Origin of the sequence: Devosia beringensis (genome assembly GCF_014926585.1) — a bacterium.
Taxonomy (GTDB): domain Bacteria; phylum Pseudomonadota; class Alphaproteobacteria; order Rhizobiales; family Devosiaceae; genus Devosia; species Devosia beringensis.
Genome location: NZ_CP045422.1, coordinates 3,840,866 through 3,865,728, shown reverse-complemented (window position 1 = coordinate 3,865,728; position 24,863 = coordinate 3,840,866). Strand labels below are relative to the sequence as shown.

24 protein-coding genes are annotated in these 24,863 nt (G+C 63.4%); 14 read left to right on the top strand and 10 right to left on the bottom strand.

Annotation, left to right across the window (positions count from 1 at the left end):
• Positions 1–79: 79 nt before the first annotated feature.
• Positions 80–1,180, top strand: a complete 1,101-nt coding sequence (locus tag GDR53_RS18795) for a serine hydrolase domain-containing protein (RefSeq protein ID WP_193335941.1) — start codon at positions 80–82, stop codon at positions 1,178–1,180.
• Here the strand turns inward: GDR53_RS18795 and GDR53_RS18790 are convergent.
• The 6 genes from GDR53_RS18790 to tpiA all read right to left on the bottom strand — a co-directional run bounded on the left by GDR53_RS18790 (position 1,128) and on the right by tpiA (position 5,947).
• A complete protein-coding gene (locus GDR53_RS18790; RefSeq protein ID WP_193335940.1) occupies positions 1,128–2,099 on the bottom strand; it encodes an NAD-dependent epimerase/dehydratase family protein in 972 nt (323 codons plus the stop codon). The genes GDR53_RS18795 and GDR53_RS18790 overlap by 53 nt on opposite strands.
• Complete coding sequence (locus tag GDR53_RS18785; RefSeq protein WP_193335939.1) at positions 2,096–2,290, bottom strand: DUF4169 family protein; 195 nt, start codon at positions 2,288–2,290, stop codon at positions 2,096–2,098. The genes GDR53_RS18790 and GDR53_RS18785 overlap by 4 nt, the downstream gene beginning before the upstream one ends.
• Positions 2,291–2,351: 61 nt before the next feature.
• A complete protein-coding gene (locus GDR53_RS18780; RefSeq protein WP_210321364.1) occupies positions 2,352–2,846 on the bottom strand; it encodes a GNAT family N-acetyltransferase in 495 nt (164 codons plus the stop codon).
• Positions 2,846–4,474, bottom strand: a complete 1,629-nt coding sequence (locus GDR53_RS18775; RefSeq protein ID WP_193335938.1) for a CTP synthase — start codon at positions 4,472–4,474, stop codon at positions 2,846–2,848. The genes GDR53_RS18780 and GDR53_RS18775 overlap by 1 nt, the downstream gene beginning before the upstream one ends.
• A gap of 110 nt (positions 4,475–4,584) precedes the next feature.
• On the bottom strand, positions 4,585–5,082 hold the full coding sequence (gene secG, locus GDR53_RS18770) for a preprotein translocase subunit SecG (RefSeq protein ID WP_193335937.1): 498 nt from the start codon (positions 5,080–5,082) through the stop codon (positions 4,585–4,587).
• Between the two features lie 109 nt (positions 5,083–5,191).
• On the bottom strand, positions 5,192–5,947 hold the full coding sequence (tpiA, locus tag GDR53_RS18765; protein WP_193335936.1) for a triose-phosphate isomerase: 756 nt from the start codon (positions 5,945–5,947) through the stop codon (positions 5,192–5,194).
• Between the two features lie 122 nt (positions 5,948–6,069).
• Between tpiA and GDR53_RS18760 the strand changes: the two genes are divergently transcribed.
• The 7 genes from GDR53_RS18760 (at position 6,070) to GDR53_RS18730 (ending at position 13,664) form a co-directional block, all read left to right on the top strand.
• The gene (locus GDR53_RS18760; RefSeq protein ID WP_193335935.1) at positions 6,070–7,935 is read left to right on the top strand and encodes a peptidylprolyl isomerase; all 1,866 of its coding nucleotides are present in this window, start codon (positions 6,070–6,072) and stop codon (positions 7,933–7,935) included.
• Positions 7,936–7,974: 39 nt separating this feature from the next.
• Positions 7,975–9,480: an anthranilate synthase component I gene (gene trpE / locus GDR53_RS18755; RefSeq protein ID WP_193335934.1), complete on the top strand. Its 1,506-nt coding sequence runs from the start codon at positions 7,975–7,977 to the stop codon at positions 9,478–9,480.
• Between the two features lie 81 nt (positions 9,481–9,561).
• Positions 9,562–10,161 (top strand): anthranilate synthase component II, encoded by a 600-nt coding sequence (locus tag GDR53_RS18750; RefSeq protein ID WP_193335933.1) that lies wholly within the window; start codon positions 9,562–9,564, stop codon positions 10,159–10,161.
• A complete protein-coding gene (gene trpD / locus GDR53_RS18745) occupies positions 10,158–11,180 on the top strand; it encodes an anthranilate phosphoribosyltransferase (RefSeq protein WP_408639772.1) in 1,023 nt (340 codons plus the stop codon). Before GDR53_RS18750 ends, trpD begins: the two co-directional genes overlap by 4 nt.
• Positions 11,177–11,989 (top strand): indole-3-glycerol phosphate synthase TrpC, encoded by an 813-nt coding sequence (gene trpC / locus GDR53_RS18740; RefSeq protein WP_193335931.1) that lies wholly within the window; start codon positions 11,177–11,179, stop codon positions 11,987–11,989. The genes trpD and trpC overlap by 4 nt, the downstream gene beginning before the upstream one ends.
• Positions 11,989–12,465, top strand: a complete 477-nt coding sequence (gene moaC / locus GDR53_RS18735) for a cyclic pyranopterin monophosphate synthase MoaC (RefSeq protein WP_193335930.1) — start codon at positions 11,989–11,991, stop codon at positions 12,463–12,465. Before trpC ends, moaC begins: the two co-directional genes overlap by 1 nt.
• On the top strand, positions 12,462–13,664 hold the full coding sequence (locus tag GDR53_RS18730) for a molybdopterin molybdotransferase MoeA (RefSeq protein ID WP_193335929.1): 1,203 nt from the start codon (positions 12,462–12,464) through the stop codon (positions 13,662–13,664). Before moaC ends, GDR53_RS18730 begins: the two co-directional genes overlap by 4 nt.
• 2 nt (positions 13,665–13,666) lie before the next feature.
• Here the strand turns inward: GDR53_RS18730 and GDR53_RS18725 are convergent, their stop codons facing one another.
• Positions 13,667–15,790, bottom strand: a complete 2,124-nt coding sequence (locus GDR53_RS18725; protein ID WP_193335928.1) for an FG-GAP-like repeat-containing protein — start codon at positions 15,788–15,790, stop codon at positions 13,667–13,669.
• 250 nt (positions 15,791–16,040) lie between these two features.
• On the opposite strand from GDR53_RS18725, the gene lexA reads away from it, so the two are divergent.
• Both lexA and GDR53_RS18715 read left to right on the top strand, forming a co-directional pair.
• On the top strand, positions 16,041–16,754 hold the full coding sequence (lexA, locus tag GDR53_RS18720; protein ID WP_193335927.1) for a transcriptional repressor LexA: 714 nt from the start codon (positions 16,041–16,043) through the stop codon (positions 16,752–16,754).
• Positions 16,754–17,131 carry a YybH family protein gene (locus GDR53_RS18715; RefSeq protein WP_193335926.1) on the top strand — a complete coding sequence of 126 codons (378 nt, stop codon included), beginning with the start codon at positions 16,754–16,756 and terminating at the stop codon, positions 17,129–17,131. Before lexA ends, GDR53_RS18715 begins: the two co-directional genes overlap by 1 nt.
• Before the next feature lie 28 nt (positions 17,132–17,159).
• On the opposite strand, the gene GDR53_RS18710 is transcribed toward GDR53_RS18715, so the two are convergent.
• The 3 genes from GDR53_RS18710 to GDR53_RS18700 all read right to left on the bottom strand — a co-directional run bounded on the left by GDR53_RS18710 (position 17,160) and on the right by GDR53_RS18700 (position 18,620).
• On the bottom strand, positions 17,160–17,657 hold the full coding sequence (locus GDR53_RS18710) for a GyrI-like domain-containing protein (protein ID WP_193335925.1): 498 nt from the start codon (positions 17,655–17,657) through the stop codon (positions 17,160–17,162).
• A 122-nt stretch (positions 17,658–17,779) separates the two neighbouring features.
• Positions 17,780–18,211, bottom strand: a complete 432-nt coding sequence (locus tag GDR53_RS18705) for a DUF2155 domain-containing protein (RefSeq protein WP_232846672.1) — start codon at positions 18,209–18,211, stop codon at positions 17,780–17,782.
• A gap of 10 nt (positions 18,212–18,221) precedes the next feature.
• Complete coding sequence (locus tag GDR53_RS18700; RefSeq protein ID WP_232846671.1) at positions 18,222–18,620, bottom strand: NADH:ubiquinone oxidoreductase subunit NDUFA12; 399 nt, start codon at positions 18,618–18,620, stop codon at positions 18,222–18,224.
• Between the two features lie 751 nt (positions 18,621–19,371).
• Between GDR53_RS18700 and GDR53_RS18695 the strand changes: the two genes are divergently transcribed.
• The 4 genes from GDR53_RS18695 (at position 19,372) to GDR53_RS18680 (ending at position 24,780) form a co-directional block, all read left to right on the top strand.
• Positions 19,372–23,085: a vitamin B12-dependent ribonucleotide reductase gene (locus GDR53_RS18695; protein ID WP_193335923.1), complete on the top strand. Its 3,714-nt coding sequence runs from the start codon at positions 19,372–19,374 to the stop codon at positions 23,083–23,085.
• A 92-nt stretch (positions 23,086–23,177) separates the two neighbouring features.
• A complete protein-coding gene (locus GDR53_RS18690) occupies positions 23,178–23,426 on the top strand; it encodes a DUF2188 domain-containing protein (RefSeq protein WP_193335922.1) in 249 nt (82 codons plus the stop codon).
• 31 nt (positions 23,427–23,457) lie between these two features.
• Complete coding sequence (locus GDR53_RS18685; RefSeq protein ID WP_193335921.1) at positions 23,458–23,871, top strand: hypothetical protein; 414 nt, start codon at positions 23,458–23,460, stop codon at positions 23,869–23,871.
• A gap of 3 nt (positions 23,872–23,874) precedes the next feature.
• Positions 23,875–24,780 carry a TIR domain-containing protein gene (locus GDR53_RS18680; protein WP_193335920.1) on the top strand — a complete coding sequence of 302 codons (906 nt, stop codon included), beginning with the start codon at positions 23,875–23,877 and terminating at the stop codon, positions 24,778–24,780.
• Positions 24,781–24,863: the final 83 nt, after the last annotated feature.

Genomic DNA, 24,863 nt, shown 5'->3' with positions numbered 1-24,863 from the left:
CGGCGTTCCTCACGCGCTTGTGGTTGAAATCGCCTTCCATGCCCTTGATTTAGCCGCAAGTTTTGCCGAGGCATCGGGCATGATCATTCGCCCGCTCCTGCTCGCCGCCCTCCTCGCCTTTCCGGTCCCCAGCCTCGCCCAGGAAGCGGCTCTTGCCACCATACTTGACGACGCTGCCAGGCTGGCCGCGCTGGAAACGGTGATCGTGGCGCGCGCTGGCGACGTCCTCGCCGAGCGCGGCTATGACGGCCACAAGCTGACCGATCCGACCAATATCAAATCGGCCTCCAAGACCGTGGTATCGGCGCTGGTCGGCATCGCCATCGAACGCGGCCTGCTGGAGGGGGTGGACCAGAAGGTGGTGGACCTCTTGCCCGATGACCTGCCGGCCGATCCCGATCCGCGCCTGGCTGAGGTCACGATCGGCAACCTGCTGTCGATGCAGGCCGGCCTGCAGCCCACCTCAGGCCCCAATTACGGGCGCTGGGTGGCTAGCCGCAACTGGGTGCGCACGGCACTGGAGCAGCCTTTTACCGCCGACCCGGGCGGCCCCATGCTCTATTCCACCGGCTCGACGCATCTGCTCTCGGCCATACTGACCAAGGCCACCGGCGCCTCGACCCTGGCCAATGCCCGGGAGTGGTTCGCCAGCGTGGACGATTTCGGCATTGGCGGCTGGGAGCGCGACCCGCAGGGCATCTATCTCGGTGGCAACCAGATGGCGATGAGCCCGCGCGCGCTGCTCGCCTTTGGCGAGGTATTCCGCAGCGGTGGCCTCGCCCCCGATGGCAGCCGCATCCTGTCGCAGGACTGGATCGACCAGTCCTGGACCCGCCGCACCAGCTCGCGCCATACCGGCGACGGCTATGGCTATGGCTGGTTTCTCAGCCAGATCGGCGGCCAGGACGTGCACTATGCCTGGGGCTATGGCGGGCAGATGCTCTACATCGTGCCCGAACTCGATCTCAGCGTGGTGATGACCTCCGACGAGAATTCACCCTCCGCCGGCAATGGCTATCGCGACGACCTCAATGACCTGCTGGCCGAGATCATCACCGCGGTGCGGGATGCAGATGCCCCGCCGGCAGATCGGCCGGCCGCGCCACCAGCCGGCCAGAACGACGCGCCTAGCCCCGCGGACGCGGCGCTTCCACCTGACCCTGTGCCACCAGCCAGCTGACCGATTCCTGAACCGCCTCCAGCGAGCTGTACCGCGGCGCATAGCCCAGCAGGCGCCGACCCTTCTCGATAGAGCAGTTGGGCGAGCGCGCGACATGTTCCCAGGTCGCCTGCGCCTCTTCAGGCACCTGCGCCTTGGCCCAGTCGGCATAGTCGGCAAAGGCCAGGTTGGGCTGATGCCCGAACCAGCGATACATCGCCTCCGCATAGCCGCGCAGCGTCAGCGCCGCGTCCGACACCGCATGGAATGCCTCTCCAAGCGCCGCCTGTCGGTTGTCTATGGCGCGCATGACCAGCTGGGCGATGTCGTCGGCATGGACGTGGTGCACGGTTTCCATGCCGAAATTGGGCAGCAGCAGGGTTTCATTTCGGGCAATGACGCTGAACACCGCCGGATTGAAATGCCCGGCCGGGTTGAGCGGCGCCCAGCCCGGACCGACGATATGGCCCGGATGCAGGATGGTGACCGGAAAGTTCTCGCCCCTGGCGCGTGCCAAAAGGTCAGCCTCGATATCAGCCTTTTGCACGCCATAGTCGCCAAAGGGGTATTTGGCGGCCGATTCCAGCGTCGGCACCACAGCCGATGTGCCATGGGTCCAGATCGTGCCGATATGGATGAAGTGGCTGACCCTGCCGGCCAGCGCCTCGATCAGCTGCTTGTTGCTGGCCTGGGTAAAGCAGATGCAGTCGACCACGATATCGGCCCCGAGCGCGGCAATGGCGCTGCCAAAGGTGCCCGCGGCCTCCTCGGCCTCGCGATCCAGCGTCAGCCTCTGCACGTGGTTCCAGACCGGGCTCTGCTGATAGGGCTGCGCCTTGCCGCGGCTGACCGCGACAACCTCATGTCCGGCCATGACCAGCCGGGGCACGAGATAGGTGCCGATATGGCCGGTGGCGCCGATGACGACGATTCTGCTCATGGGGTTTCCTGGTCCTTGTCGTCGCGACGATGGCCGTCGATGCGTTTGTCGGCCAGTGCCTTTTCGGCGGCCGACAGCTGCTTTTCCGCCTTGGTGCGGCCAAAGCTGATGCGGTTCTGCTCGGCCTGGGCGTCCTTGGCCGAGCGGGCCTTCTGCTTGCGGACTTTGCGCAGGTTGATGATCTCGGCCATGGCGGGCTCCGGCGGTTTCTGCCCCATGGCTAACATGGCGGGCATCAGCCGGCCAAGTCGATCACGGCCGCTTCAGGGCCAGGTAGATGCTGTCGCACCATTCGTCGCCGAGCAGGAAGGTGCGTTCCGCCCCTCCGGTCTCGACAAAACCCAGCTTGCGCAAGGTTCTCAGCGAGCCGGCATTGCGCGGATCGACATCGGCCTTGAGCTCGGCCGCATCGGTCGCCGCGAAAATATGATCGATCGCGGTGCGCGAGGCCTCGGTGGCAAAGCCATGGCCCCAGTGGTCCGGATGCAGGATGAAGCCGAATTCGGGCAGGCGCCCTGCCCCGACCTCGCCGATCACCACGCCATCCAGCTCAATGGCAAAGTGCTCGCCGCCAGTCGCCTCGCGCGCCACCATCCGCTCCAGCCACACGCGAGTAACGTCGAGTTCGGCATGCGGCAGCGTCGACCAGTAACGCATGGCTGACGGGTGCGACATGATCCCGAAGAACGCCTCGAGATCATCCAGTGTCGGGCGGCGCAGCAGCAGGCGCGCCGTGCGCAGCTGCATCAGACCAGCCGGCTCTGATCCATGGCCGCCGCGATGAAGCTGGCAAACAGCGGATGCGGCTCGAAAGGCTTGGACTTGAGCTCGGGATGGAACTGCACGCCGATGAACCAGGGGTGATCGGTGCGCTCAACGATCTCGGGCAGCTTGCCATCGGGCGAGACGCCCGAGAACAGCAGGCCGTTCTTTTCCAGCAGCTTGCGGTAATCCATGTTCACCTCATAGCGGTGACGATGGCGCTCGGAGATGCGGGTGGTGCCATAGATGTCGGCCACGCGGCTGCCGCGGGTGAGCTGGGCCGGATAGGCGCCCAGGCGCATCGTGCCGCCCAGATCGCCGTCATTGGCCCGCTTTTCGGTATCGTTGTCCTTGACCCACTCGGTCATCATGCCAACGATCGGTTCCTTGGTCGGGCCGAATTCTGTCGAGGAGGCGTTCTTGATGCCCGCCGTGTTGCGGGCCGCCTCGACGCAGGCCATCTGCATGCCAAAGCAGATGCCGAAATAGGGCACGTCCTTGACGCGGGCAAAGCGGGCCGCCTCGATCTTGCCGGCAGAGCCGCGCTCGCCGAAGCCGCCGGGCACCAGGATGCCGTGCACATGCTCGAGATAGGGCGCCGGATCGTCGCGCTCGAACACCTCCGAATCGATCCACTGCAGGTTGACCTTGACCTTGTTGGCGATGCCGCCATGGGTCAGCGCTTCGCTGAGCGATTTATAGGCGTCCTTGAGGCCGGTATATTTGCCGACAATGGCGATATTGACCTCGCCCTCGGGGCTGTGCAGCCGGTTGGACACTTCCTGCCAGGCCGCCAGATCGGGCGCCGGCGCATCGGTAATGCCGAACGTGGCGAGCACTTCGCGGTCGAGGCCCTCATGGTGATAGGCCAGCGGCACGTCATAGATCGAGCTGACGTCGAGGCCCTGGATGACGGCGCTTTCGCGCACATTGCAGAACAGGCTGAGCTTCTTCTTCTCGCCTTCCGGAATCGGCCGGTCGCAGCGCACCAGCAGCACGTCCGGCGCGATGCCGATGGAGCGCAGCTCCTTGACCGAATGCTGGGTCGGCTTGGTCTTGAGTTCGCCGGCCGAGGAAATATAGGGCATCAGCGTCAGGTGCAGGTAGCAGGTATCCCCGCGCGGCAGGTCATTGCCCAGCTGGCGGATGGCCTCGAAGAACGGCAGGCCCTCGATATCGCCGACGGTGCCGCCGATCTCGACCAGCACGAAATCGAAGTCGTCATTGCCTTCGCGCACGAAGTTCTTGATGGCGTCGGTGACGTGGGGAATGACCTGGACGGTGGCGCCCAGATACTCGCCCTTGCGCTCCTTGGCCAGGATATCGGAATAGATGCGGCCGGTGGTGATGTTGTCGCGCTTGTTGGCGGCGCGGCCGGTAAAGCGCTCATAGTGACCCAGGTCGAGATCGGTCTCGGCCCCGTCGTCGGTGACGAAGACCTCGCCGTGCTGGGTGGGTGACATCGTCCCCGGATCGACATTGAGATAGGGGTCGAGCTTGCGCAGGCGGACCTTGTAGCCGCGCGCCTGCAGGACAGCGCCGAGCGCTGCCGATGCAAGACCTTTACCCAATGAGGAGACCACGCCTCCGGTGATGAATACGTACCGAGCCATGGGCGCTCACCTTAATCATTTCAGCATCGATTCGCAGAGCCCGCTTGAGGCTCTACACAAAAGAAGAAGGGGATGTTGCCATCCCCCTCCATCGTCGTGCCTTGCGGCGCTTAGTTGCTCGCCGGAGCGGCCGGCGTTGCCGCGGGTGCATCGGGCACCGGCAGATTGTCATTGGCGGGCGCAGCCTCGGCGGCTGGCGCATCCGTCGTAGCCGGAGCGGCGTCGGCAGCCGGCGCGGAGTCGCTGGCAGGCGCCTGGACCGGCACCGGCAGATCGCTTGGCGTATCGCCCTGCAGCGAGTTGAGCGCATCGAGCACGCTGGTCGGCGCCGCTTCACCATCCGTCGTCACGGCACGATCAAGAATGCTCGAGGTGCCGCGATCGAGTTCGCTTAGCACCGTCAGGCCAATGGCCGTGGCAAAGAACAGGGTCGCCAGGATGGCCGTGGTACGGGTCAGCAGGTTTGCCGAGCCGCGGGCCGTCATCAGGCCGCCACCGCCGCCGCCACCACCAATGCCCAGCGCGCCGCCCTCGGAGCGCTGCAGCAGGATCACCGCAATCAGCGCGAGGACGATCAGCAGATAGGCCACAATCAGGACGTTCGCCATCGTGTCTCAGTCTATTGGTCTGTCAAAAGATGGCGCGTCATACACGCCCCGCTCCGCAAATGCCAGAGGCCGGGCGGAATTTCCGTCCTGCCTTTGGTCATCCGCTTGGCTATACCGCCGAGATAATGGTGTAGAAGTCCCTTGCCAAGAGGCTGGCGCCGCCAACCAGCCCGCCATTGACGTTTTCCACCTCAAGAATCTCGCGCGCATTCTGTGGTTTGAGCGAGCCGCCATAAAGGATGCGGATGCTCGGGCCCCTGTCGGCGAAGCGCGCGACCAGCTGGGCGCGGATGCTGGCATGCATCGCGGTGATTTCCTGCACGGTCGGGGTACGGCCGGTACCGATGGCCCAGATCGGCTCATAGGCGACGATGACCTCGTGCTGTTCGGCAGCATCAGGGATCGAGGCGGCCAGTTGCGCGGAAACGACAGTCTCCGCCGCCCCGCTGTCGCGCTGGGATTCGGTTTCGCCCACGCAGATGATCGGCTTGAGCCCGGCGCCAATGGCGGCCTCGGCCTTGGCCCGCACCAGCTCGTCGGTCTCGCCATGGTCAGCCCGGCGTTCCGAGTGCCCGACAATGACATATTGTGCCCCGGCATCGGCCAGCATGCCGGCCGAAATATCGCCGGTATGCGCGCCGTGGCTTTCGGCGTGGCAGTCCTGGCCGCCGGCCTGAATGCCGGCGGTGGCGCCGTGGCGGGCCACGGCGGCCAGCATGGTGGCAGGGGGGCAGACCACGACAATGGCGCGCGGCGCCTCGCCGGTGGTGAGCAGGCTGGCCAGGGCCGCCAGTTCATCGAGCGACGACCGTGTGCCGTTCATTTTCCAGTTGCCCGCGATCAGCGGCGAGATTGTCGTGGTCACTCTATGCTACTCCTGCCTCTTGCACCGGGACGGGCTTTGCCCTAACCCCGGCTGTCGATATGGATTACTAATGCCCGGCCGCACGTGCGGTAAAGCTCAAGTCTCTGAACGGAACGTCTGAAATGCTCGATAGTTTGCGTCTTTTCGCGAAATCCTGGCCCGGCAAGATCCTGGGGGCGTTCCTGCTGGTTGGTGTAGCCGGATTCGGCATCAACAATGTCATTACCGATTTGGGCTCCAGCACGGTGGCCCGCGTCGGCGATGCGGAGATCAGCTCCCGGACTTTCCTGCGCGCCTATCAGGGTCAGATCAACCAGGTGGCCCAGCAACTGGGCTCGCGGCCGACCGCCGAGCAGGCCGTCAATCTGGGCATTCCCTCCATGGTGCTGCAGAATCTGGCCCAGGATGCCGCGCTTGATCAGCTGGCCGACCGCTTTGGCCTGGGCGTATCCGAGCAGAAGCTGAGCGAGATGCTGCGCGCCGATCCGTCCTTCCAGGGCACGCTGGGCAGTTTTGATCCATCGACCTTCACCCAGGTCCTGCGCCAGAGCGGCCTGACCGAAGCCGAATATTTCGAGGACCAGGGCAATGCCGCGCGCCGCGAGCAGCTGATCCTGAGCCTTTTTGCCGATACCGCCCTGCCCGCCACGGCCGCCGAGCTGATCAATCGCTATGTCGCCGATCAGCGCACCATCGATTATTTCGTGCTGGGCGAGACCAATATCGAGACCCCGGCCGAACCCACCGAGGCCGAGCTGGTCGCCTATCTGGCCGAACACCAGGCCGAGTTCCGCACCGTCGAAACCCGCACCGTCCAGATGCTGCGCCTGTCGCCCGCCGATCTGGCCGCCACCAAGACCATCGACGACGCCGCCATTGCGGCCGAATATGAGCGCACCAAGGCCAGCCTGAACAAGCCGGAGCGCCGCACCATCCAGCAGGTCGTGCTCAACGACGCCCAGGTCGCCGCCTTCGAAGCCGGCAAGGCCGCCGGCACCCCGTTCGAGACGCTACTCACCGACAACGCGCTGACCCCGACTGATTTAGGCAATCTGGCCCAGAGCGACATCAATGATGCCAATCTGGCGACCGCCGCCTTTGCCCTCGCCAATGGTGACTTCGCCATCATCGACGGCGTCGCCGGCAAACGTGCCGTTCACATTTCAGCCATCGAGGCCGGCGGCGAGCCCAGCCTCGAGGAAGCCCGCGCCCAGATCAGCGACAGCCTGGCCCGCACCGAAGCCCGCAACGAAATTGCCGAGGTCCAGGACCAGGTCGAAGAGCTGCGCGCCGCCTTCCGGCCGCTCAGCGAAATCGCTGAGCGTTTCGGTCTTGATCTCTACGAGGCCGATGTCAGCGCCAGCGGCGCCGAGCTGAGCGTGCTGCCCGATCTGGCCCCCGAAGACAGCGGCCGCATCAGCCAGGCCATCTTCCGCGCCGAACAGGGCCAGCTGACCGCAGCGCTCCCGCTGGCCGGCAGCGGTAACCTCTATTTCGACCTCACCGCCATCTCCCCGGCCCGCGACCAGACGCTCGAGGAAGTCCGAGACACGGTTGCCGCGGACCTGACTGCCCAGCGCATCAATGATGCCCTGCTGGCGGCCAGCGCCGAGGCCGTGGCGAACCTAGACGCCGGCACGCCGATTGCCGATGTGGCGGCCAGCTACAATGTGTTCCCCCAGCTCAGTGCGCCGTTCACCCGCTTCGGTGCGCCCGATTCCAGCATCGACGATGTCGTGGCCGGTGCCGCCTTCGCCGGCGACGAGACGCACCATGACGCCGTACAGAACCAGGCGGGCGAGCATATCGTCTTCCAGGTGGTCGATATCCTGCCCGCCGATGCGCCGCTCGCCACCGATGCCCAGGCCAGCCTCGAAAACGAGGCCCGCGTCGGGCTCTATGGCGAATTCGTCACCGCCATCCGCGACGATGCCGGCCTGCGCATCAACCAGCAGGCCCTGCAGCAGACCCTCGATACCGGCCTCTAGAGCCGCTCCGTAACAAAGACCTAACTGGACACGATCCCGATGGACGACGATTTTCAGCGCTTCTCTGACCACTATGAGGCCGGGAAATCGCAGATCGTCTGGCGGCGCATCGTGGCCGATCTGGAAACGCCGATCGGCACCTATCTCAAGCTGGCCGAGGGCCGTCGCAACACCTTCCTGCTCGAATCGGTGCAGGACGCCACGGTGCGCGGGCGCTATTCGATCATCGGCACCCAGCCGGACGTGATCCTCAAGGTCGAGGCCGGCGCCGCCGCCATCAACCGCTCGGCCCAGCTTGATGAGCATGGCTTCGAGCCGGTCACGGCGCTGCCGCTCGATGCCCTGCGGGCGCTGGTGGCCGACAGCAAGATCGAGGTGCCCGCCGGGCTGCCGCCCCAGTCGGCCGGCGTCTATGGCTATCTCGGCTATGACATGGTCCGCTATATGGAAGTGCTGCCCAACAGCAATCCGGACCATCTGCAGACCCCCGAGGCAGTGCTGATGCGCCCCTCGCTGCTGGCCATCTTCGACACGCTCAAGGACGAACTCTATCTCACCGCGCCAGTCTATGTGCGTGACGGCGTCTCGGCCCGCCAAGCCTATGAGGCCGCGCGCAGCCGCATCGACGACGCCATTGCCCGCCTCGGCAGAGCCATGCCGACCACGCCGGCTCTGCCGGATCTGGAAAACATTGCCGTCACCAGCAATACGTCCAAGGACGCCTACTTCGCCATGGTCGCCAAGGCCAAGGACTACATCACTGCCGGCGACATCTTCCAGGTCGTGCTGAGCCAGCGCTTCTCGGCCGATTTCAGCCTGCCCCCGACCGCGCTTTATCGGGCACTGCGCCGCACCAATCCCAGCCCCTACATGTATTTCCTCGATTTCGGTGGCTTTGCCATTGCCGGATCGAGCCCGGAAATCCTGGTGCGGGTGCAGGATGGCGAGGTCACCATCCGCCCCATTGCCGGCACCCGCAAGCGCGGCGCTACGCCGACCAAGGACGCCGAAATGGCGGCCGAGCTGATGAGCGACCCCAAGGAACTGGCCGAGCACCTGATGCTGCTCGACCTGGGCCGCAACGATGTCGGCCGTGTCGCCAAGATCGGCACGGTCAAGGTCACAGACAAGTTCTTCCTCGAATACTATTCGCACGTGATGCACATCGTCTCCAATGTGGTGGGCGTGCTCGATCCGCAATATGACTTTGTCGACGCCCTCTCGGCCGGCTTCCCCGCCGGCACCGTCTCGGGCGCTCCAAAAGTGCGGGCCATGGAGATCATCGACGAGCTGGAAAGCTCGCGGCGCGGCATCTATGGCGGCTGCGTCGGCTATTTCGGCGCCGACGGCACCATGGATACCTGCATCGTGCTGCGCACCGCCATCATCAAGGATGGCAAGCTCCATGTGCAGGCCGGCGCCGGCATTGTCGCCGACAGCGTGCCCGAGCTCGAGCAGATGGAATGCGAAAACAAGGCGCGTGCCCTTTTCAGCGCCGCCGAGGAAGCGCTACGCTATGCTGGCGAGGCGAGGATCGGGCAATGACACGCATAGGCACAGTGGGAACGCGATGGCGGGGCTGGTTCTGAACCGCTTCACCAGAACCAGCTTTCAGGGACAGGCCCAATGACCAAGACCCTCGTCATCGATAACTACGACAGCTTTACCTACAATCTCGTCCATTTCCTGGGCGAACTGGGCGCCGACATCACTGTGGTGCGTAACGACAAGATTACTCTTGATGAAATCGCCGCCATGGCGCCGCAGGCCATCGTGCTCTCGCCCGGTCCCTGTACGCCCAATGAGGCCGGCATTTGCCTGGCGCTGATCGAGCGCTTCCAGGCCGACATCCCCATCCTGGGCGTCTGCCTGGGCCATCAGGCTATCGGCCAGGCCATGGGCGGCGACGTCATCCGCGCGCCCCATCTGGTGCATGGCAAGACCTCCAAGATCCACCACACCGGCAAGGGCCTGTTCCGCGGCCTGAACAACGACTTCGAGGCCACGCGCTACCACTCGCTCATCGTCAAGCAGGACACCCTGCCCGCCACGCTCGAAGTCACCGCCACCACCGACGACGGCCTGATCATGGGCATGCAGCACAAGACCCTGCCCCTCCATGGCGTGCAGTTCCACCCCGAAAGCATTGCCAGCGAAAACGGCCATGCTTTGCTGCAGAATTTCCTCAACCTCGCCCGCGACTTCAACCTCAAGCGAGCCGCGTGATGGATATCAAGCAAGCCCTCCACAAGATTGCCGACCGCAAGGACCTGACCGGCGAGGAAATGCGCGGCGTCATGCGCATCATCATGGCCGGCGAGGCGACACCGAGCCAGATCGGCGCCTTTCTGATGGGCATGCGCATCAAGGGCGAGACAGTCGGCGAAATCGCCGCTGCCGTCTCCATCCTGCGCGAGCAAATGGTCCCGGTCATCGCCCCTGACGGCGCGATCGACATTGTCGGTACCGGTGGCGACGGGCTGGGCAGCCTCAATATCTCCACCAGCACCGCCCTGGTCGTCGCAGCCGCCGGCGTGCCGGTGGCCAAGCATGGCAACAAGGCCCTCTCCTCGCGTTCGGGCGCCTCGCAGGTGCTCGAAGCGCTGGGCGTCAAGCTCGACCTGACGCCCGAGCAGATCGGCACCACCATTGCTGAGGCTGGCATCGGCTTCATGTTTGCCCCCAGCCACCATCCCGCCATGCGCCATGTCGGCCCGGCGCGCGCCGAGCTCGGCGTGCGCACGCTGTTCAACCTGCTCGGGCCGCAATCCAACCCGGCCGGCGTACGGCGCTACCTGCTGGGCGTCTATGCCGAGCAATGGGTCGAGCCCGTTGCGGCGGCGCTGCTGGCCAACCGGGCCATCAAGGCCTGGGTGGTGCATTCAAGCGAAGGGCTGGATGAACTCTCGACCTCCGGCCCCAATTTTGTGGCCCAGATCGCCAATGGCGACCTGCGCAGCTTCGAACTGCATCCCGAACAGGTGGGCCTGTCGCTGACCGATCCCAGGGATCTGCTGGGTGGCGAGCCGGCCGACAATGCGGCCGCCATGCTGGCGCTGTTTGACGGCGCCCCGGGCGCCTATCGCGACACCGTGCTGCTCAATGCCGGCGCGGCCCTGCTGGTGGCCGACAGGGTGGGCAGCATCGAAGACGGCATTGCCCTGGCGCGCGACGCCATCGACAGCGGCAAGGCCAAAGACACACTCGCCCGCCTCGTGGCGGTATCGAACGGACAGCAGCAATGAGCGACATTCTCAAGCAGATCGAAATCTATAAGCGCGAGGAAATCGCCGCCGCCAAAGCCATGCGCCCCTGGGCCGAAGTGGTGGCGCAGGCGCATGACCAGACGCCGACCCGCGGCTTCCTCAAGGCGCTCAAGGCCAAGCGCGCCAATGACGAATTCGCCCTCATCGCCGAGGTCAAGAAGGCCAGCCCGTCCAAGGGCCTGATCCGGGCCGATTTCGATCCGGCCGCCATTGCCCGCGCCTATGAGCTGGGCGGCGCCGCCTGCCTCTCGGTGCTGACCGACCGGCCGAGCTTTCAGGGTTCGCCCCGCTTCCTCATTGAGGCCCGCGCCGCCGTCAGTCTGCCGGTGCTGCGCAAGGATTTCCTGTTCGAAACCTACCAGGTCGCCGAAGCCCGCGCCTGGGGCGCCGACTGTATCCTGATCATCCTGGCCGCCGTCGGCGACGACGTGGCCCGCTACCTGCTCGACGCTGCCGAGGAGTGGAAGATGGACGCGCTGGTGGAAGTGCATGACCAGCTCGAGCTCGATCGCGCTCTGGCCCTGGGCGCCACGTTCATCGGCATCAACAACCGCAACCTGCGCACCTTCGAGACGACGTTGGACACCTCGGTCAACCTGGCCGTGGGCGTGCCCAAGGGCACCTTCCTCGTCAGCGAGAGCGGCATCCTCGATCATGCCCATCTGCTCAAACTCAATACCGAAGCCGGCATCGGCACCTTCCTCGTCGGCGAAAGCCTGATGCGGCAGGACGATGTCGCCGCCGCCACCCGCGCGCTGCTGCACGGCGCCGTCGGGGCCCCCGCCTGATGGCGAGCGAACTCACCCATCTCAACGACAGGGGCGAGGCCCATATCGTTGATATCAGCCACAAGCCGGCGACGCGCCGCCGCGCCGTGGCGCAGGCTCGTCTGGTCGGCCAGCCCCACACCATTGCCACCATCATGGGTGGCGGGCTGAGCAAGGGCGACGCCCTGGCCGTGGCGCGCATTGCCGGCATCATGGCCGCCAAGAAGACCAGCGAGCTGATCCCGCTCTGCCACCCGATCGCCCTGACCAAGGTCGCCATCGAGATTTCCGAATTCGGTGAAGACGCCATCCTGATTCTGGCCAGCGCCGAAACCACCGGCCCCACCGGGGTGGAAATGGAGGCGCTGGTCGCCGCCTCGACCGCCGCGCTGACGCTCTACGACATGGCCAAGGCCATTGATCGCGCCATGGTGATCACCGATCTCTGCCTGCTGGAAAAATCCGGCGGCGCCTCCGGCGACTTCGTGCGCGCATGAGCCTGCTCCCGGTCGAGGACGCCATTGCCGCCATCCTGGCCCGTGTGCCGGCCCCGACCGGCGAAAGCGTCCCGCTGGCCGAGGCCGCCGGCCGGGTGCTGTTCGCGCCCATCGTGGCAACGCATGACCAGCCGCCCTTTGATGCCAGCGCCATGGACGGCTATGCCGTCCGTTCGGCCGATATCGTGCCAGACCATGCCCTCACCCTGATCGGCATGTCCCAGGCCGGCGCCGGCTTTGCCGGAGCGGTCAGTCCCGGCGAGACCGTGCGCATCTTCACCGGCGCGCCGGTGCCGGCCGGCGCCGATGCCGTGATCATGCAGGAAGACGCCACTGTTGATGGCCCCCTGGTGCGCTTCTCCAGCACCCCGCAGCCGGGGCGCAGCGTCAGGGCTAGGGGCAATGACTTCGCCACCGGCCAGATCCTCGTCGAGTCGGGCACGCGGTTAACGCCCATGCAGCTGGCCGTCGCCGCCGCGGCCAATGCAGCTGCCCTCACCGTCGCCAAACGTCCCCGCATTGCGCTGCTGGCCACCGGCGACGAACTCGAATTGCCCGGCACAGAGCTGGGGCCCGACCAGATCGTCGCCTCCAATAGTTTTGGTCTGGCCCCGCTGCTGGCGCCTTACGCCGATACCGTCACCGACCATGGCATTGCCCGCGACGACCGGGATCAGCTGCGGGCAAAGCTCGTTGCTATCTTTGCCGATGAGCCCGACATCCTGATCACCACCGGCGGCGCCAGCGTCGGCGATCATGACATCGTCCAGGAAATCCTGCTCGAGCTGGGCGTGACGCTCGATTTCTGGAAGATCAACATGCGCCCCGGCAAGCCGCTGATGTTCGGCACCCGCGGCAAGACGCTGGTCTTCGGCCTGCCGGGTAATCCAGTTTCGGCCATGGTCACCGCCATCGTCTTCATCAAGCCGGCTCTGCGCGCCTGGCTGGACCATGCCGAACCGGCCCAATGGCGCCTGCCTCTGGCTGCGCCGACCCCGGCCAACACGGCGCGCCGCCACTTCATGCGGGCGCAGCTGGTCCACACCGCTACCGGGCCCGTCCTCATGCCGATCGCCCAGACCGATAGCGGCCACACCGCCTCGCTGGCCCATGCCGACCTGCTGATCATCCAGCCGGAAAACGATCCCGGTCAGCCGGTCGGCGCCATGGCCGAGGCCCTGGTGATCGACGCCTTCTAGCCTCAGGCGAACAGCACGCCCGGATCGGACAGGCCGGAAATGCCATAGAGCAGGATCGAGCCGCCATCGGACAGCGCCAGCACGGTGGAATCGGCAACCATGTCGAAGTCGAAGTCGAAATCCGCCATCGATTCCAGCGTCAGGCCCGCGGCGAAGCGCAACCGGTCCTCGCCGGTGGCAAAATCGATAATCACGTCATTGCCGCAACCCGCGGCAAAGACGAAGACGTCGTCTCCCGTTTCGCCAAAGCATAGATCATCGCCCGCCCCGCCGCGGATGATGTCATTGCCGGTGCCGCCGACGAGCTGGTCATCGCCTTCCCCGCCATTGAGAATGTCGTTACCGGCATCACCCCAAAGCAGGTCATAGCCGGCCCCGCCGCGCAGCAGATCGGCGCCGTCATCGCCCGTCAGCAGGTCGTCGCCCTGCCCCCCGACCACCAGGTCATTGCCGGCGCCGCCGGCCAGCCGGTCCAGGTCGCGGCCTCCATAGATCATGTCGTCGCCGGCCTCGCCGGCCATCAGGTTGAAGCCGTTGCCGCCGCGGATCGTGTCATTGCCATTTTCGCCCAGCAGGACGTCGTCACCATTGCCACCGAAGATGAGGTCATCGCCATCACCACCTTCGATGAGGTCGCCGCCATTGCGGCCCGACAGCGTGTCATTGCCGCCTTGTCCATCGAGGAAGTCGCCGAAGAACGCGCCCGACAGCACGTCATCAAGCGGACCGCCGCCGGCAATCTCCACGCCGTCCAGAATGATCAGCGGCACATCGACCGCGATGCTGCCGCCGCCGGGCGCCTGCGCCGTCACGGTCACCTGCAGCAGCAAGGTGCCGGGGTCGGCCGCGCCCCCGTCGAAGGACAGCGTCAGTGTCGCCGGATCAAAATTCAGCCATTCCGGCAGCGGATTGCCATAGATGTCGGCGGTGAACACCGTCGCGTCCGGCAAAGCGGCGAACAGGCTGGCCGGCAGGACCAGGCTCATGCCCTGCGCCGAAAACGCCGGCACCGGCCGCGTCAGGTCGACTGTGGACGGGTCGCCGGGCTCGTTGCGTAATAGGGTCACTGGAGGAACATGGCTTTCGCCCTGCGCCAGCGAGCCGACCAGTACATCGATATCGCCATCGCCGTCGAAATCGCCACTGGCAACGCCAGTGCCAAAAGTCGCCCCGGCAAAACGCTGCACCTCCACGAAGACACCGTTACCGCTATTTTCAAGGACCACGGTGGGATACGCCGCCCAGGCCGCTGAAATAAGGTCGAGATCACCGTCTGCATCAAAGTCGGCGAGTTCAAGGCGGCCGGGGCCTTGCGCCAGGCGCTGCCCGCTATCGGTAAAGCTGCCCGATCCATCATTTAGAAATATCCGGTCGCCACTGCCGTTGCGTACGCGCGTGGCGATATCGATATCCCCGTCACCATCGACGTCGCCTGCGGCCCCAGCATCAAAGAGGTTTGTCATGTCCTCCGCGTCAGCAAAGGCAATCTGGCTCACAAATGAGCCGGAGCCGTCGTTGACATAAATGAGTTTGCTGTTGGACGAGTGGCTCGTCACGAAATCGAGGTCTCCGTCCCCGTCGAAGTCGGCCACGACGGCGTGGCGCGCACCGGAAATCGGCGCCTCCCAGCCCTGAATAAAGGCACCAGTTCCATCATTGCTGAACAGCCGCGTATGACTATCGCCCACCGATAGGATATCGACATCGCCATCGCCGTCGAAATCGCCGACCTCGACGCTGTAGCCGCTGTCCTCCTCAATCAGCAGCGCACCTTGGGTGAGATTGCCCATGCCGTCATTGAGCCAGATCGTGCCGGGATTGTGGGGGCTGCTGAACACCGCATCCATGTCGCCATCGCCGTCCAGATCGGCAAGCGCCACACTGATCGAATTGGCGTACAGGGAGGCGCCAGCAGTGAACGCGCCCGTGCCGTCATTGGTCAGTACTACCGCGCCACCTGTGGCGACGACAGCGTCCAGATCGCCATCGCCGTCCATGTCGGCAACGGCGATGTCAGCTGCGTTGCCAGTTCCGGCAATGGTCCCCGCATTGTCGAAGTGCCAGCCCGTCTCGACTGGCGGCGCAAAGACCACGGCCCGACCAAAGTTTACAATGCCAAAGTTCAATCTCGCCCCCGCGATAGACTTGCCGTATTCACCTCCCATATGCCGACAACAGAACACAGTCTGTCAATGCTCTGTTAATACAATACTGGCCGCTGGATCGGCGCCCTGCCGCGAAGCAATGCGCAGTCACACCTCACAACTGCCGCCCGGATATCCCTGCAATACAGGCGTGGAACGGATGACTTGCAGAACACAACCGGAACACCTATAGTCGTTCTGTCTATGTTCCGATTCTAATCCCGAGGGGCCCATGCTCACGCGCAAACAACACGAGCTGTTGATGTTCATCCACGAACGGATGAAGGAAAGCGGCATTCCGCCCTCCTTCGACGAGATGAAGGATGCGCTGGATCTGGCCTCCAAATCGGGCATCCATCGCCTGATCACCGCCCTCGAGGAGCGCGGCTTTATCCGTCGCCTGCCCAACCGGGCCCGGGCGCTCGAAGTGCTCAAGCTCCCCGATTCCATGAACCCCTCGCTGGGCGGCCGCAAGGCGCGCTTCGAGCCTTCGGTGATCGAGGGCAATCTGGGCAAGGTAGCCAGCCCCCCTTCGCGCATATCAGCGGCCGAGGACTATGCCAGGCCGATCGCCATTCCGGTCATGGGCCGTATCGCGGCCGGTACGCCCATCGAAGCGATCCAGAACCATTCTCACACCATCATGGTCCCGCCCGAAATGTTGGGCAGCGGCGAGCATTACGCGCTCGAAGTGCGCGGCGATTCGATGATCGATGCCGGTATTTTCGATGGCGACACCGTCTTGATTAAGAAGCAGGACGCGGCCAGCACCGGCGAGATCATCGTGGCTCTCGTGGATGATGAAGAAGCCACCCTCAAGCGCTTGCGTCGCAAGGGTAATACCGTGGCGCTCGAAGCCGCCAACCCGGCCTATGAGACCCGCATCTTCCCGCCCGACCGGGTCAAGATCCAGGGTCGCCTGGTCGGCTTGTTGCGCAAGTACTGATGGCAGCGATCGGCCCCGAAGGCGTCATGGAACGCTACGGGTCGCTGATCAACGAGCACCGGTTCGAGGTCTTGCTGCCGTTGATTGCCCCGGACGCGGTGTTCTGGTTCAACGACGGATCGCATGCCGGCATAACGGCGATTGCCCAGGCCTTTGAATCGGTTTGGGCGGTTCTGCGTGACGAAAGCTATTGGCTGGAAGATCTGCATTGGTTGGCCCGGGATGACCGGGCCGCCGCGTGCATCTACCGCTTTTGTTGGACCGCCACGATCAATGGCCGGGCCGCATCTGGCAGCGGCAGGGGCACGACGGTGCTGCAGTGCCGCGCTCAGGCTTGGCAGATCGTGCATGAGCATTTGAGCGCGGCGCCGGGGTAAGGCATGCCTGAGGGCTGGTTTGACCGCCCTACCCAGCCGTCTTGAACAGCAGCCTTGTCTCCCATTTTGCCGGGTCCGGTTCGGCCGACGGGTCGGTTTCGTAGATTTCGAGGCGACAGGCGAAATGGTCGCCATCGCCTTTTTCCACCACATCCCAGGCAATGCCGCGCTCCTTGGCCCAGCCGATCAGCATGGCGGTGGCGTCATAGAGTCCGTCATAATGACCGGTATGGGTCATGGCCGCATATTTGCCTGCCGGCAATTCGCCGAACTTGATCGCGCCGTCCGGCGCCGCGACCCGGTCGACCGGGACGCCGACCTCGATATCGAGCGTCCTGGCCATGTCGATGCGGCGATAGTTGAAGAACGGCGCCGCAATGGGCGCGACGCCGAGCTTGGCCAGCCCGGCAAACAGCGCCGGAAAGCCTTCATCGGCGGCCTTTTTCATCTCCGCCATGGTGACGGTGAAATCGATATAGGCATAGGGCCTTGCGGCCTGGTCTTGGATGATCGGGGTGGTCAGCACGATGGGCTCCTCTCACTTCTGCTGCGACAGTCTTCTGCCGCTCCCGCACGCTGGGGCGTGGCAGTGTGAGGACGACGATCAGCAGGAGTGGGATTCGACAGGCTCGGAAGAGCGAGCGGCGATCAGTCGCGCGCGTCGGGCGGCGGGATATCGGTGCTGGTCTTGCACTCCACCAGCCACACATCATAGACGGCGTGGTCCACGGCATTGAGCGCCGGGCTGTCGGCAAACATCCAGCCGGTAAAGATGCGCTTGGACGTGCCGGTCAGACTGCGCTGGTCGACCTCGAGAAAGGCCGACACGCGCTGCGCTTCGGTGACGGGGTGGCTGTAGCAGGCGCGCGGGGTGATCTCGAGCGCGCCGAACAACACCGTCTCGTCAATATAGACATCAAAGCGGGTGATGCGGCCGGTGATCTTGTCGAGCCCGGCAAAGGCCGCAACCGGATTGGCAATCGGCTGCGCCATGGCCGAACCGATATGGCCGGCACTAGCCAATGCCGTCAGCGCGAGCAGCGCCGCGGCACGGCGCAGGATAAAGGTGAGATGGCGCAAGGCGCCCGCTCTATTCAGGCGACCAGGCGTCATAGTCCCCGGTGACGCGCGGGCGCTCGCCCTTGTTGAGCAGGCTGCCATCGGGGCGATAGGCTTCCGCCGTACCGGTCAGGTTTTCCTGGTGCGGCAGTTCCCAGCTCTTGGCCACGTAATTGGCCTTGGTGGGGACCACGTCGGTGCGGTGATGCATCCAGCCATGCCAGCCATTGCCGATGGTGGAGGCGTCGGCTGGACCGGCATAGGTTACATAGCGCCGGTCGGCTTTCTTGTCCTGATAGTACTGGTTGCCGAACTCGTCGCTGCCGACATAGTCGCCGAAGCGCCAGATCCACAGGCGGGTGCCCCAGGTCTGACCACCCCACCAGGAGAAGATTTCACTCAGGAACTGCTTGATACCCGATTTTGCCACTTGTCGATTCCGCCGTCGGAGCTTTGCGTTGGGCCGGGTGTACCATGGGTTCGACACGCGGCCTAGTCTCGGGCGGGCTTTTCGGCGCGCCAAATTGACCTTCTGGTGCCGCTTTTGCCGCCCGGCAATGCACCAGGCGCGCCCCTGCCCTGCATACTGCATCTGGGTGGCCGCGCGCGGGGGCAGCCACAAGCGCTGGTGTGTCCCTCGCCGACAATTTTTCGGCGAATTTTCTGCGCTTGACAGGATTTGCGGTCGCCTGATTCTGGGTTTTTGAGCTATGGTTAACCAGTTATGACCGCCTGATGACAGAGGCCGGAAGCATGAGGAATCACGGCGCTTTAGCGCGGCTTTCTGGCCTCACATATCGGGCCCTCATGTGACACTGCTTGATGGGTAAATAGAGCCGGGCAAGAGCCGGAAAATCTTGCACTTTGTCCCCGCTATCCACATATTGAGCCTACTAGTGGTTGTCCCGGTGACCCATCGCACCACTAGACCTTGTGATTTCTTGCGTTGACGCGTGGTTTGAATCGGCAGATGTTTTGATCCAGGCCCGCAGCACCGACTGCCGGGGGCCAAGTCCCCTGCTCGGAGCGCTGGCATCAGACCGGCGCCATTCGGGGGCACAGGCATGTTTGTCGAGCCCGGCCACGGGCTCGGTTGGTGACGCGTCAAAACAGATTTGGGTTTGAAGCCGGGTTTTTCGGCTCGCGGGCATCTGCCCGTTACATTGGGGACTAAGACGACTATGCGCATTGAACGCCGGTTCACGACTGCCAATCAGGACCGCTATGCCGGTCTGCAATTCCGCTCGGCCACCAGCGAGATTCGCAATCCCGATGGCTCTGTCGTTTTCAAGCTCGAAGACATTGCCGTGCCCGCTTCCTGGAGTCAGGTGGCGGCCGATATCATTGCCCAGAAATATTTCCGCAAGGCCGGCGTCGCCAAGGCGCTCAAGAAGGTCGAGGAAAATTCCGTCCCATCCTGGCTGTGGCGCTCCGTCCCTGACGAAGCTGCGCTCGCCAAGCTGCCCGAGAATGAGCGCTACGGTTCGGAAATGGACAGCCGCCAGGTCTTCGATCGCCTGGCCGGCACCTGGACCTATTGGGGCTGGAAGGGCGGTTATTTTGACTCTGAAGAAGATGCAAAAACCTTCTTTGACGAACTCGCCTTCATGCTGGCCAGCCAGCGCGTCGCGCCGAACTCGCCCCAGTGGTTCAATACCGGCCTGTTCTGGGCCTATGGCATTGATGGCCCCGGCCAGGGCCATTTCTATGTCGACCCCTTCACCCACAAGCTGGTGAGCTCCAAGAGCTCCTACGAGCATCCCCAGCCGCATGCCTGCTTCATCCAGTCGGTCAGCGATGACCTGGTCAATGAAAACGGCATCATGGACCTCTGGGTCCGCGAAGCCCGTCTGTTCAAGTATGGTTCGGGCACCGGCACCAATTTCTCCGCTCTGCGCGGCTCGGGCGAACGCCTCTCCGGCGGCGGCAAGTCAAGCGGCCTGATGAGCTTCCTCAAGATCGGCGACCGTGCAGCGGGCGCCATCAAGTCGGGTGGCACGACCCGTCGCGCCGCCAAGATGGTGGTGCTGGACATTGATCATCCAGATGTCGAGGAATACATCAACTGGAAGGTGAAAGAGGAGCAGAAGGTTGCCGCTCTCGTCACCGGCTCCAAGGTTGTCTCAAAACACCTCAAGTTGATCATGAAGGCTGCCGTCAACTGCGAAGGCAGTGGCGACGACTGCTTTGACGTCTCCATGAACCCTGCCCTCAAGCGCGAAGTCCGCGCTGCCAAGAAGGCCCTGGTGCCGGAGAACTACATCTTCCGCGTCATCCAGTTCGCCAAGCAGGGCTACACCAATATCGAATTCCCGGTCTACGACACCGATTGGGACAGCGAAGCCTATCTGACCGTCTCGGGCCAGAACTCGAACAATTCCGTGCGCGTCACCGATGATTTCCTGCGCGCCGTCGAAGGCGATGGCGACTGGGATCTCAAAGCCCGCCAGTCCGGCAAGGTCACCAAGACGCTCAAGGCCCGCGATCTCTGGGAACAGGTCGGTTACGCCGCCTGGGCCTCGGCCGATCCCGGCATCCAGTATCACACCACCATCAACGAGTGGCACACCTCGCCAGAAGCCGGTCCGATCAATGCATCGAACCCCTGCTCGGAATATATGTTCCTCGACGACACCGCCTGCAACCTGGCCTCGGTCAACCTGCTGCCCTATCGCAATGCCGATGGCTCCTTCGACACATCGTCCTATGAGCACACCGTGCGCCTCTGGACCATCGTGCTCGAAATCTCGGTGATGATGGCCCAGTTCCCCAGCCGCGCCATTGCCGAACGCTCGTTCGAATACCGTACCCTCGGCATCGGCTACGCCAATATCGGCGGCTTCCTGATGACCTCGGGCATTCCTTATGACAGCAAGGAAGGCCGCGCCATTGCCGGCGCCGTCACCGCCATAATGACCGGCGTCTCCTATGCCACCTCGGCCGAAATGGCCAAGGAGCTGGGCCCGTTCAAGGATTACAAGCGCAATGCCAAGCACATGCTGCGCGTCATCCGCAACCATCGCAATGCCGCCCATGGCCATGCCGAGGGCTATGAAAACCTCTCGATCAAGCCGGTGCCGCTCGACCACGCCTCGCTGATCGACGCGGCGCTCAGCGAACGCGCCAAGCTCGCCTGGGACAATGCCCTGGCGCTCGGCGAAAAGCATGGCTACCGCAATGCCCAGGTCTCGGTGATCGCCCCAACCGGCACCATCGGCCTGGTCATGGATTGCGACACGACAGGCATCGAACCCGATTTCGCTCTGGTCAAGTTCAAGAAGCTCGCCGGTGGCGGCTATTTCAAGATCATCAACCGCGCCGTGCCGCCGGCTTTGCGCACCCTGGGCTATTCGGAATCCGACATTGCCGAGATGGAGGCCTATGCGGTCGGCCATGGCAATCTCAACCAGGCCCCCGGCGTCAATCCGTCAACATTGAAGGCCAAGGGCTTTACCGACGAGAAGATCGCCGCGCTCAACGCCGCGACCGCCTCGGCCTTTGACATCAAGTTCATCTTCAACCAGTGGACCCTGGGCGCGGACTTTCTGAAGAGCCTGGGCGTCACCGACGAGCAGCTCGGCGATTTCACCTTCGACCTGCTGCCCTTCCTGGGCTTCTCCAAGAAGGACATCGAGGCCGCCAATATCCATGTCTGTGGCGCGATGACGCTGGAAGGCGCCCCGCACCTCAAGGCCGAGCACCTGCCCGTATTCGATTGCGCCGCCCCCTGCGGCAAGATCGGCAAGCGCTCGCTCTCGATCGAAAGCCACATCCTGATGATGGCGGCCGCCCAGCCGTTCATCTCGGGCGCCATCTCCAAGACCATCAACATGCCCAATGATGCGACCGTGGAAGACGCCAAGCAGGCCTATATGCTGAGCTGGCGCCTGGCGCTCAAGGCCAATGCGCTCTATCGCGATGGCTCCAAGCTGAGCCAGCCTCTGAACTCATCCGTCCTGGCTGCGGCCGATGACGATGAGGACGAGGACCAGGCCGAGGAAATGGCGGCCCTGTCGGCTGCCGCCCGCGTGCCCCATGTCGCCGAGCGCATTGTCGAGCGCATTGTCGAAACGGTCATCCGTGACCGCGAGAAAATGCCCGATCGCCGCAAGGGCTATACCCAGAAGGCCGTGGTCGGTGGCCACAAGGTCTATCTGCGCACCGGCGAATATGACGATGGTCGCCTCGGCGAGATCTTCATCGACATGCACAAGGAAGGCGCCGCCTTCCGTGCGATGATGAACAACTTCGCCATCGCCATCTCGCTGGGCCTGCAATATGGCGTGCCGCTGGACGAATATGTGGAGGCCTTCACCTTCACGCGCTTCGAGCCCGCCGGCATGGTCATGGGCAATGACCGGATCAAGAACGCCACGTCGATCCTCGACTATGTGTTCCGCGAACTGGCCGTCTCCTATCTCGACCGCGACGACCTGGCCCACGTCAATCCCGAAAGCCCGACTTCGCTGGGCAAGGGCAATGACGAAGGCAAGGGCGGCCGTTCCACCCCTGCCCCGGCAGCGCCCATGCAGGCCGATCGGTTTGTCTCGCGCGGCATGACCCGTGGTCGCGTGACCAACAAGTCCCTGATGATCGTCTCCGGCGATCACCCGTACAATCCCGTCCAGGCCATGCAGACCTCGACCATCACCGCCCTCAAGACCGCCACGGCCCTCAAGATCGAGACCCAGCTCTCGCCTTCCGCCTTCGCCCCCGCCGAGCTCAACCCGATCCCGAGCCCGCCGCCGAGCAAGGACTCTGGTCTCCTGCGCGCCGAAGCCCAGATGAAGGGCTATACCGGCGACCAGTGCACCGAGTGCCATAACTTCACCATGGTGCGGAACGGCACGTGCCTGAAGTGCGACACGTGCGGGACGACGACTGGCTGTAGCTGAGGACTAGTCAAACAACGTCTCTGGTTGCGGCGCGCTTGCGCCGCAACCTTCTACTTAGTCGAACAAATGGGGTACGAAAGTAGGATATCATAATGAGCAAAGATCGAGACCGAACCATCTCCAGACGACCGGATGGTACGTGGGCCAACAAGCGGAACGACGCTGATCGTGCAACGTCGATCCACGACACCCAGAAGGACGCAATTGCTGCCGGTAAACGCCTGCTAGAAAAACAAGGCGGTGGCGAACTGACGACCAAGGGCGTGGACGGCAAGATACGGAGCAAAGACACTATTGCTCCCGGCCATGACCCAAATCCACCCCGTGACAAAGAGCACTGATAGCGGCGGGATGTAGGGGTATTCAGGCACAATGAACGAAGCCAAGATTTCTCATCTTGTCATGGTGCAGGAGGTAATCGGTCGCATGGCGTCGAACTCTCTTGCACTAAAGTCGGTCGCCGCAACAGTCGCGTCCGCCATCGTTGCCTTGACTGCATCACAGTCCGAGCAGGGCGGAAATTCAGCGACTGTAGCGCTCGTGACCCTTTTACCTTTGGCCATCTTCTGGTTCCTTGACGCTTTTTACCTCCGCATAGAGAGAGCCTATCGCGGACTTTTCGACGCTATCAGGCGCGGCCAAGACGTTGAGGAGTTCACGATGGACTACCGCCCTTTCAAGGCCGGCCTCGTTGATACCTTGAAGATCGGAGTCTTAAACCCGGTGATGGGCGTCTATCCGGCCCTAATGATACTTGTCATCTTCATCGCGCGAATTGTGGGGTGAGCCATGTCGGGTCTAAATCTATTGGCGCTCGTTGCAGAAATCGAAGCGGAAGAACAACGCAGGCGCAACGCCATCGCGGTTGCACTCATGCGGCCTTCGCTGCCGCGTCCCGTGAACACACTATCGTTCCTGAACGGAATTCCCGCGCCGCCCTCGCCTCCACCCCGGAATGCCTTGGCAGAGGCGCTCGGGCACCAGACAGCCAAACCGCCAATGAAGCCATTGAGCTTCTGGGGCGGCATTACCGCGGACACAGCGATACCCCCTCTGCCCACAATCAAGCGAAGTGTCTTTTACTCCTTTCACTATGGCGACGTCATCCGCGTAAATAATGTAAGGCACGCTGAGCAATTCAAAGCAAAAATCCTCGAAGTGCCGCAATCCCACTATGACAGAAGCCTTTGGGAAAATAGTGAGCGCACCAATCCGGATTCTCTTAAGCAGTTGATACGTGAAGGGGTGAAAAACACCTCTGTCACTTGTGTTCTTATTGGCTCAAACACCTGGTTACGGCCCTGGGTTCGATATGAGATTGCACGGAGCGTAATCGAGGGAAAGGGTCTGCTGGCGGTCGACATCAATTCGATCAACCATCACAAAGACCGATATCCGCATCCGCTTGGTCCCAACCCCCTCGCCTATATGGCAGTTGGCAAGATGCAAGATGGCACGTTCAGGCTGTTCGAAAAGAACATGCGGGTTGTAGATGAACAACGGCATTGGTCTTGGGACAGATATGCCAACTATACCTTGGCTGTACCGTTGCCGAAATATCTACCCGAACCTGCCATAGGATACGTCATTCCGCTGGATCATGGGGTCTTCAGATACGATGCGCGTCGCGACGACGTTTGGAAAAATATGCCTGCGTGGCTAAACCTTGCAGCGGTGCGAGCAGGGCGACAGTAGTCACCTCGCCATGCCCAAGCCGCTCGCCGACGCGGAAGGAACTACGTGGTAAACGGCTATCACTGCTCAAGATCAGGGCGATT

Bases quoted from the DNA above. Each gene is read 5' to 3' on its own strand.
- GDR53_RS18795 (WP_193335941.1), top strand. From the start codon at position 80: ATGATCATTCGCCCGCTCCTGCTCGCCGCCCTCCTCGCCTTTCCGGTC.
- GDR53_RS18790 (WP_193335940.1), bottom strand. From the start codon at position 2,099: ATGAGCAGAATCGTCGTCATCGGCGCCACCGGCCATATCGGCACCTAT.
- GDR53_RS18785 (WP_193335939.1), bottom strand. From the start codon at position 2,290: ATGGCCGAGATCATCAACCTGCGCAAAGTCCGCAAGCAGAAGGCCCGC.
- GDR53_RS18780 (WP_210321364.1), bottom strand. From the start codon at position 2,846: ATGCAGCTGCGCACGGCGCGCCTGCTGCTGCGCCGCCCGACACTGGAT.
- GDR53_RS18775 (WP_193335938.1), bottom strand. From the start codon at position 4,474: ATGGCTCGGTACGTATTCATCACCGGAGGCGTGGTCTCCTCATTGGGT.
- secG (WP_193335937.1), bottom strand. From the start codon at position 5,082: ATGGCGAACGTCCTGATTGTGGCCTATCTGCTGATCGTCCTCGCGCTG.
- GDR53_RS18760 (WP_193335935.1), top strand. From the start codon at position 6,070: ATGCTCGATAGTTTGCGTCTTTTCGCGAAATCCTGGCCCGGCAAGATC.
- trpE (WP_193335934.1), top strand. From the start codon at position 7,975: ATGGACGACGATTTTCAGCGCTTCTCTGACCACTATGAGGCCGGGAAA.
- GDR53_RS18750 (WP_193335933.1), top strand. From the start codon at position 9,562: ATGACCAAGACCCTCGTCATCGATAACTACGACAGCTTTACCTACAAT.
- trpC (WP_193335931.1), top strand. From the start codon at position 11,177: ATGAGCGACATTCTCAAGCAGATCGAAATCTATAAGCGCGAGGAAATC.
- moaC (WP_193335930.1), top strand. From the start codon at position 11,989: ATGGCGAGCGAACTCACCCATCTCAACGACAGGGGCGAGGCCCATATC.
- GDR53_RS18730 (WP_193335929.1), top strand. From the start codon at position 12,462: ATGAGCCTGCTCCCGGTCGAGGACGCCATTGCCGCCATCCTGGCCCGT.
- lexA (WP_193335927.1), top strand. From the start codon at position 16,041: ATGCTCACGCGCAAACAACACGAGCTGTTGATGTTCATCCACGAACGG.
- GDR53_RS18715 (WP_193335926.1), top strand. From the start codon at position 16,754: ATGGCAGCGATCGGCCCCGAAGGCGTCATGGAACGCTACGGGTCGCTG.
- GDR53_RS18695 (WP_193335923.1), top strand. From the start codon at position 19,372: ATGCGCATTGAACGCCGGTTCACGACTGCCAATCAGGACCGCTATGCC.
- GDR53_RS18690 (WP_193335922.1), top strand. From the start codon at position 23,178: ATGAGCAAAGATCGAGACCGAACCATCTCCAGACGACCGGATGGTACG.
- GDR53_RS18685 (WP_193335921.1), top strand. From the start codon at position 23,458: ATGAACGAAGCCAAGATTTCTCATCTTGTCATGGTGCAGGAGGTAATC.
- GDR53_RS18680 (WP_193335920.1), top strand. From the start codon at position 23,875: ATGTCGGGTCTAAATCTATTGGCGCTCGTTGCAGAAATCGAAGCGGAA.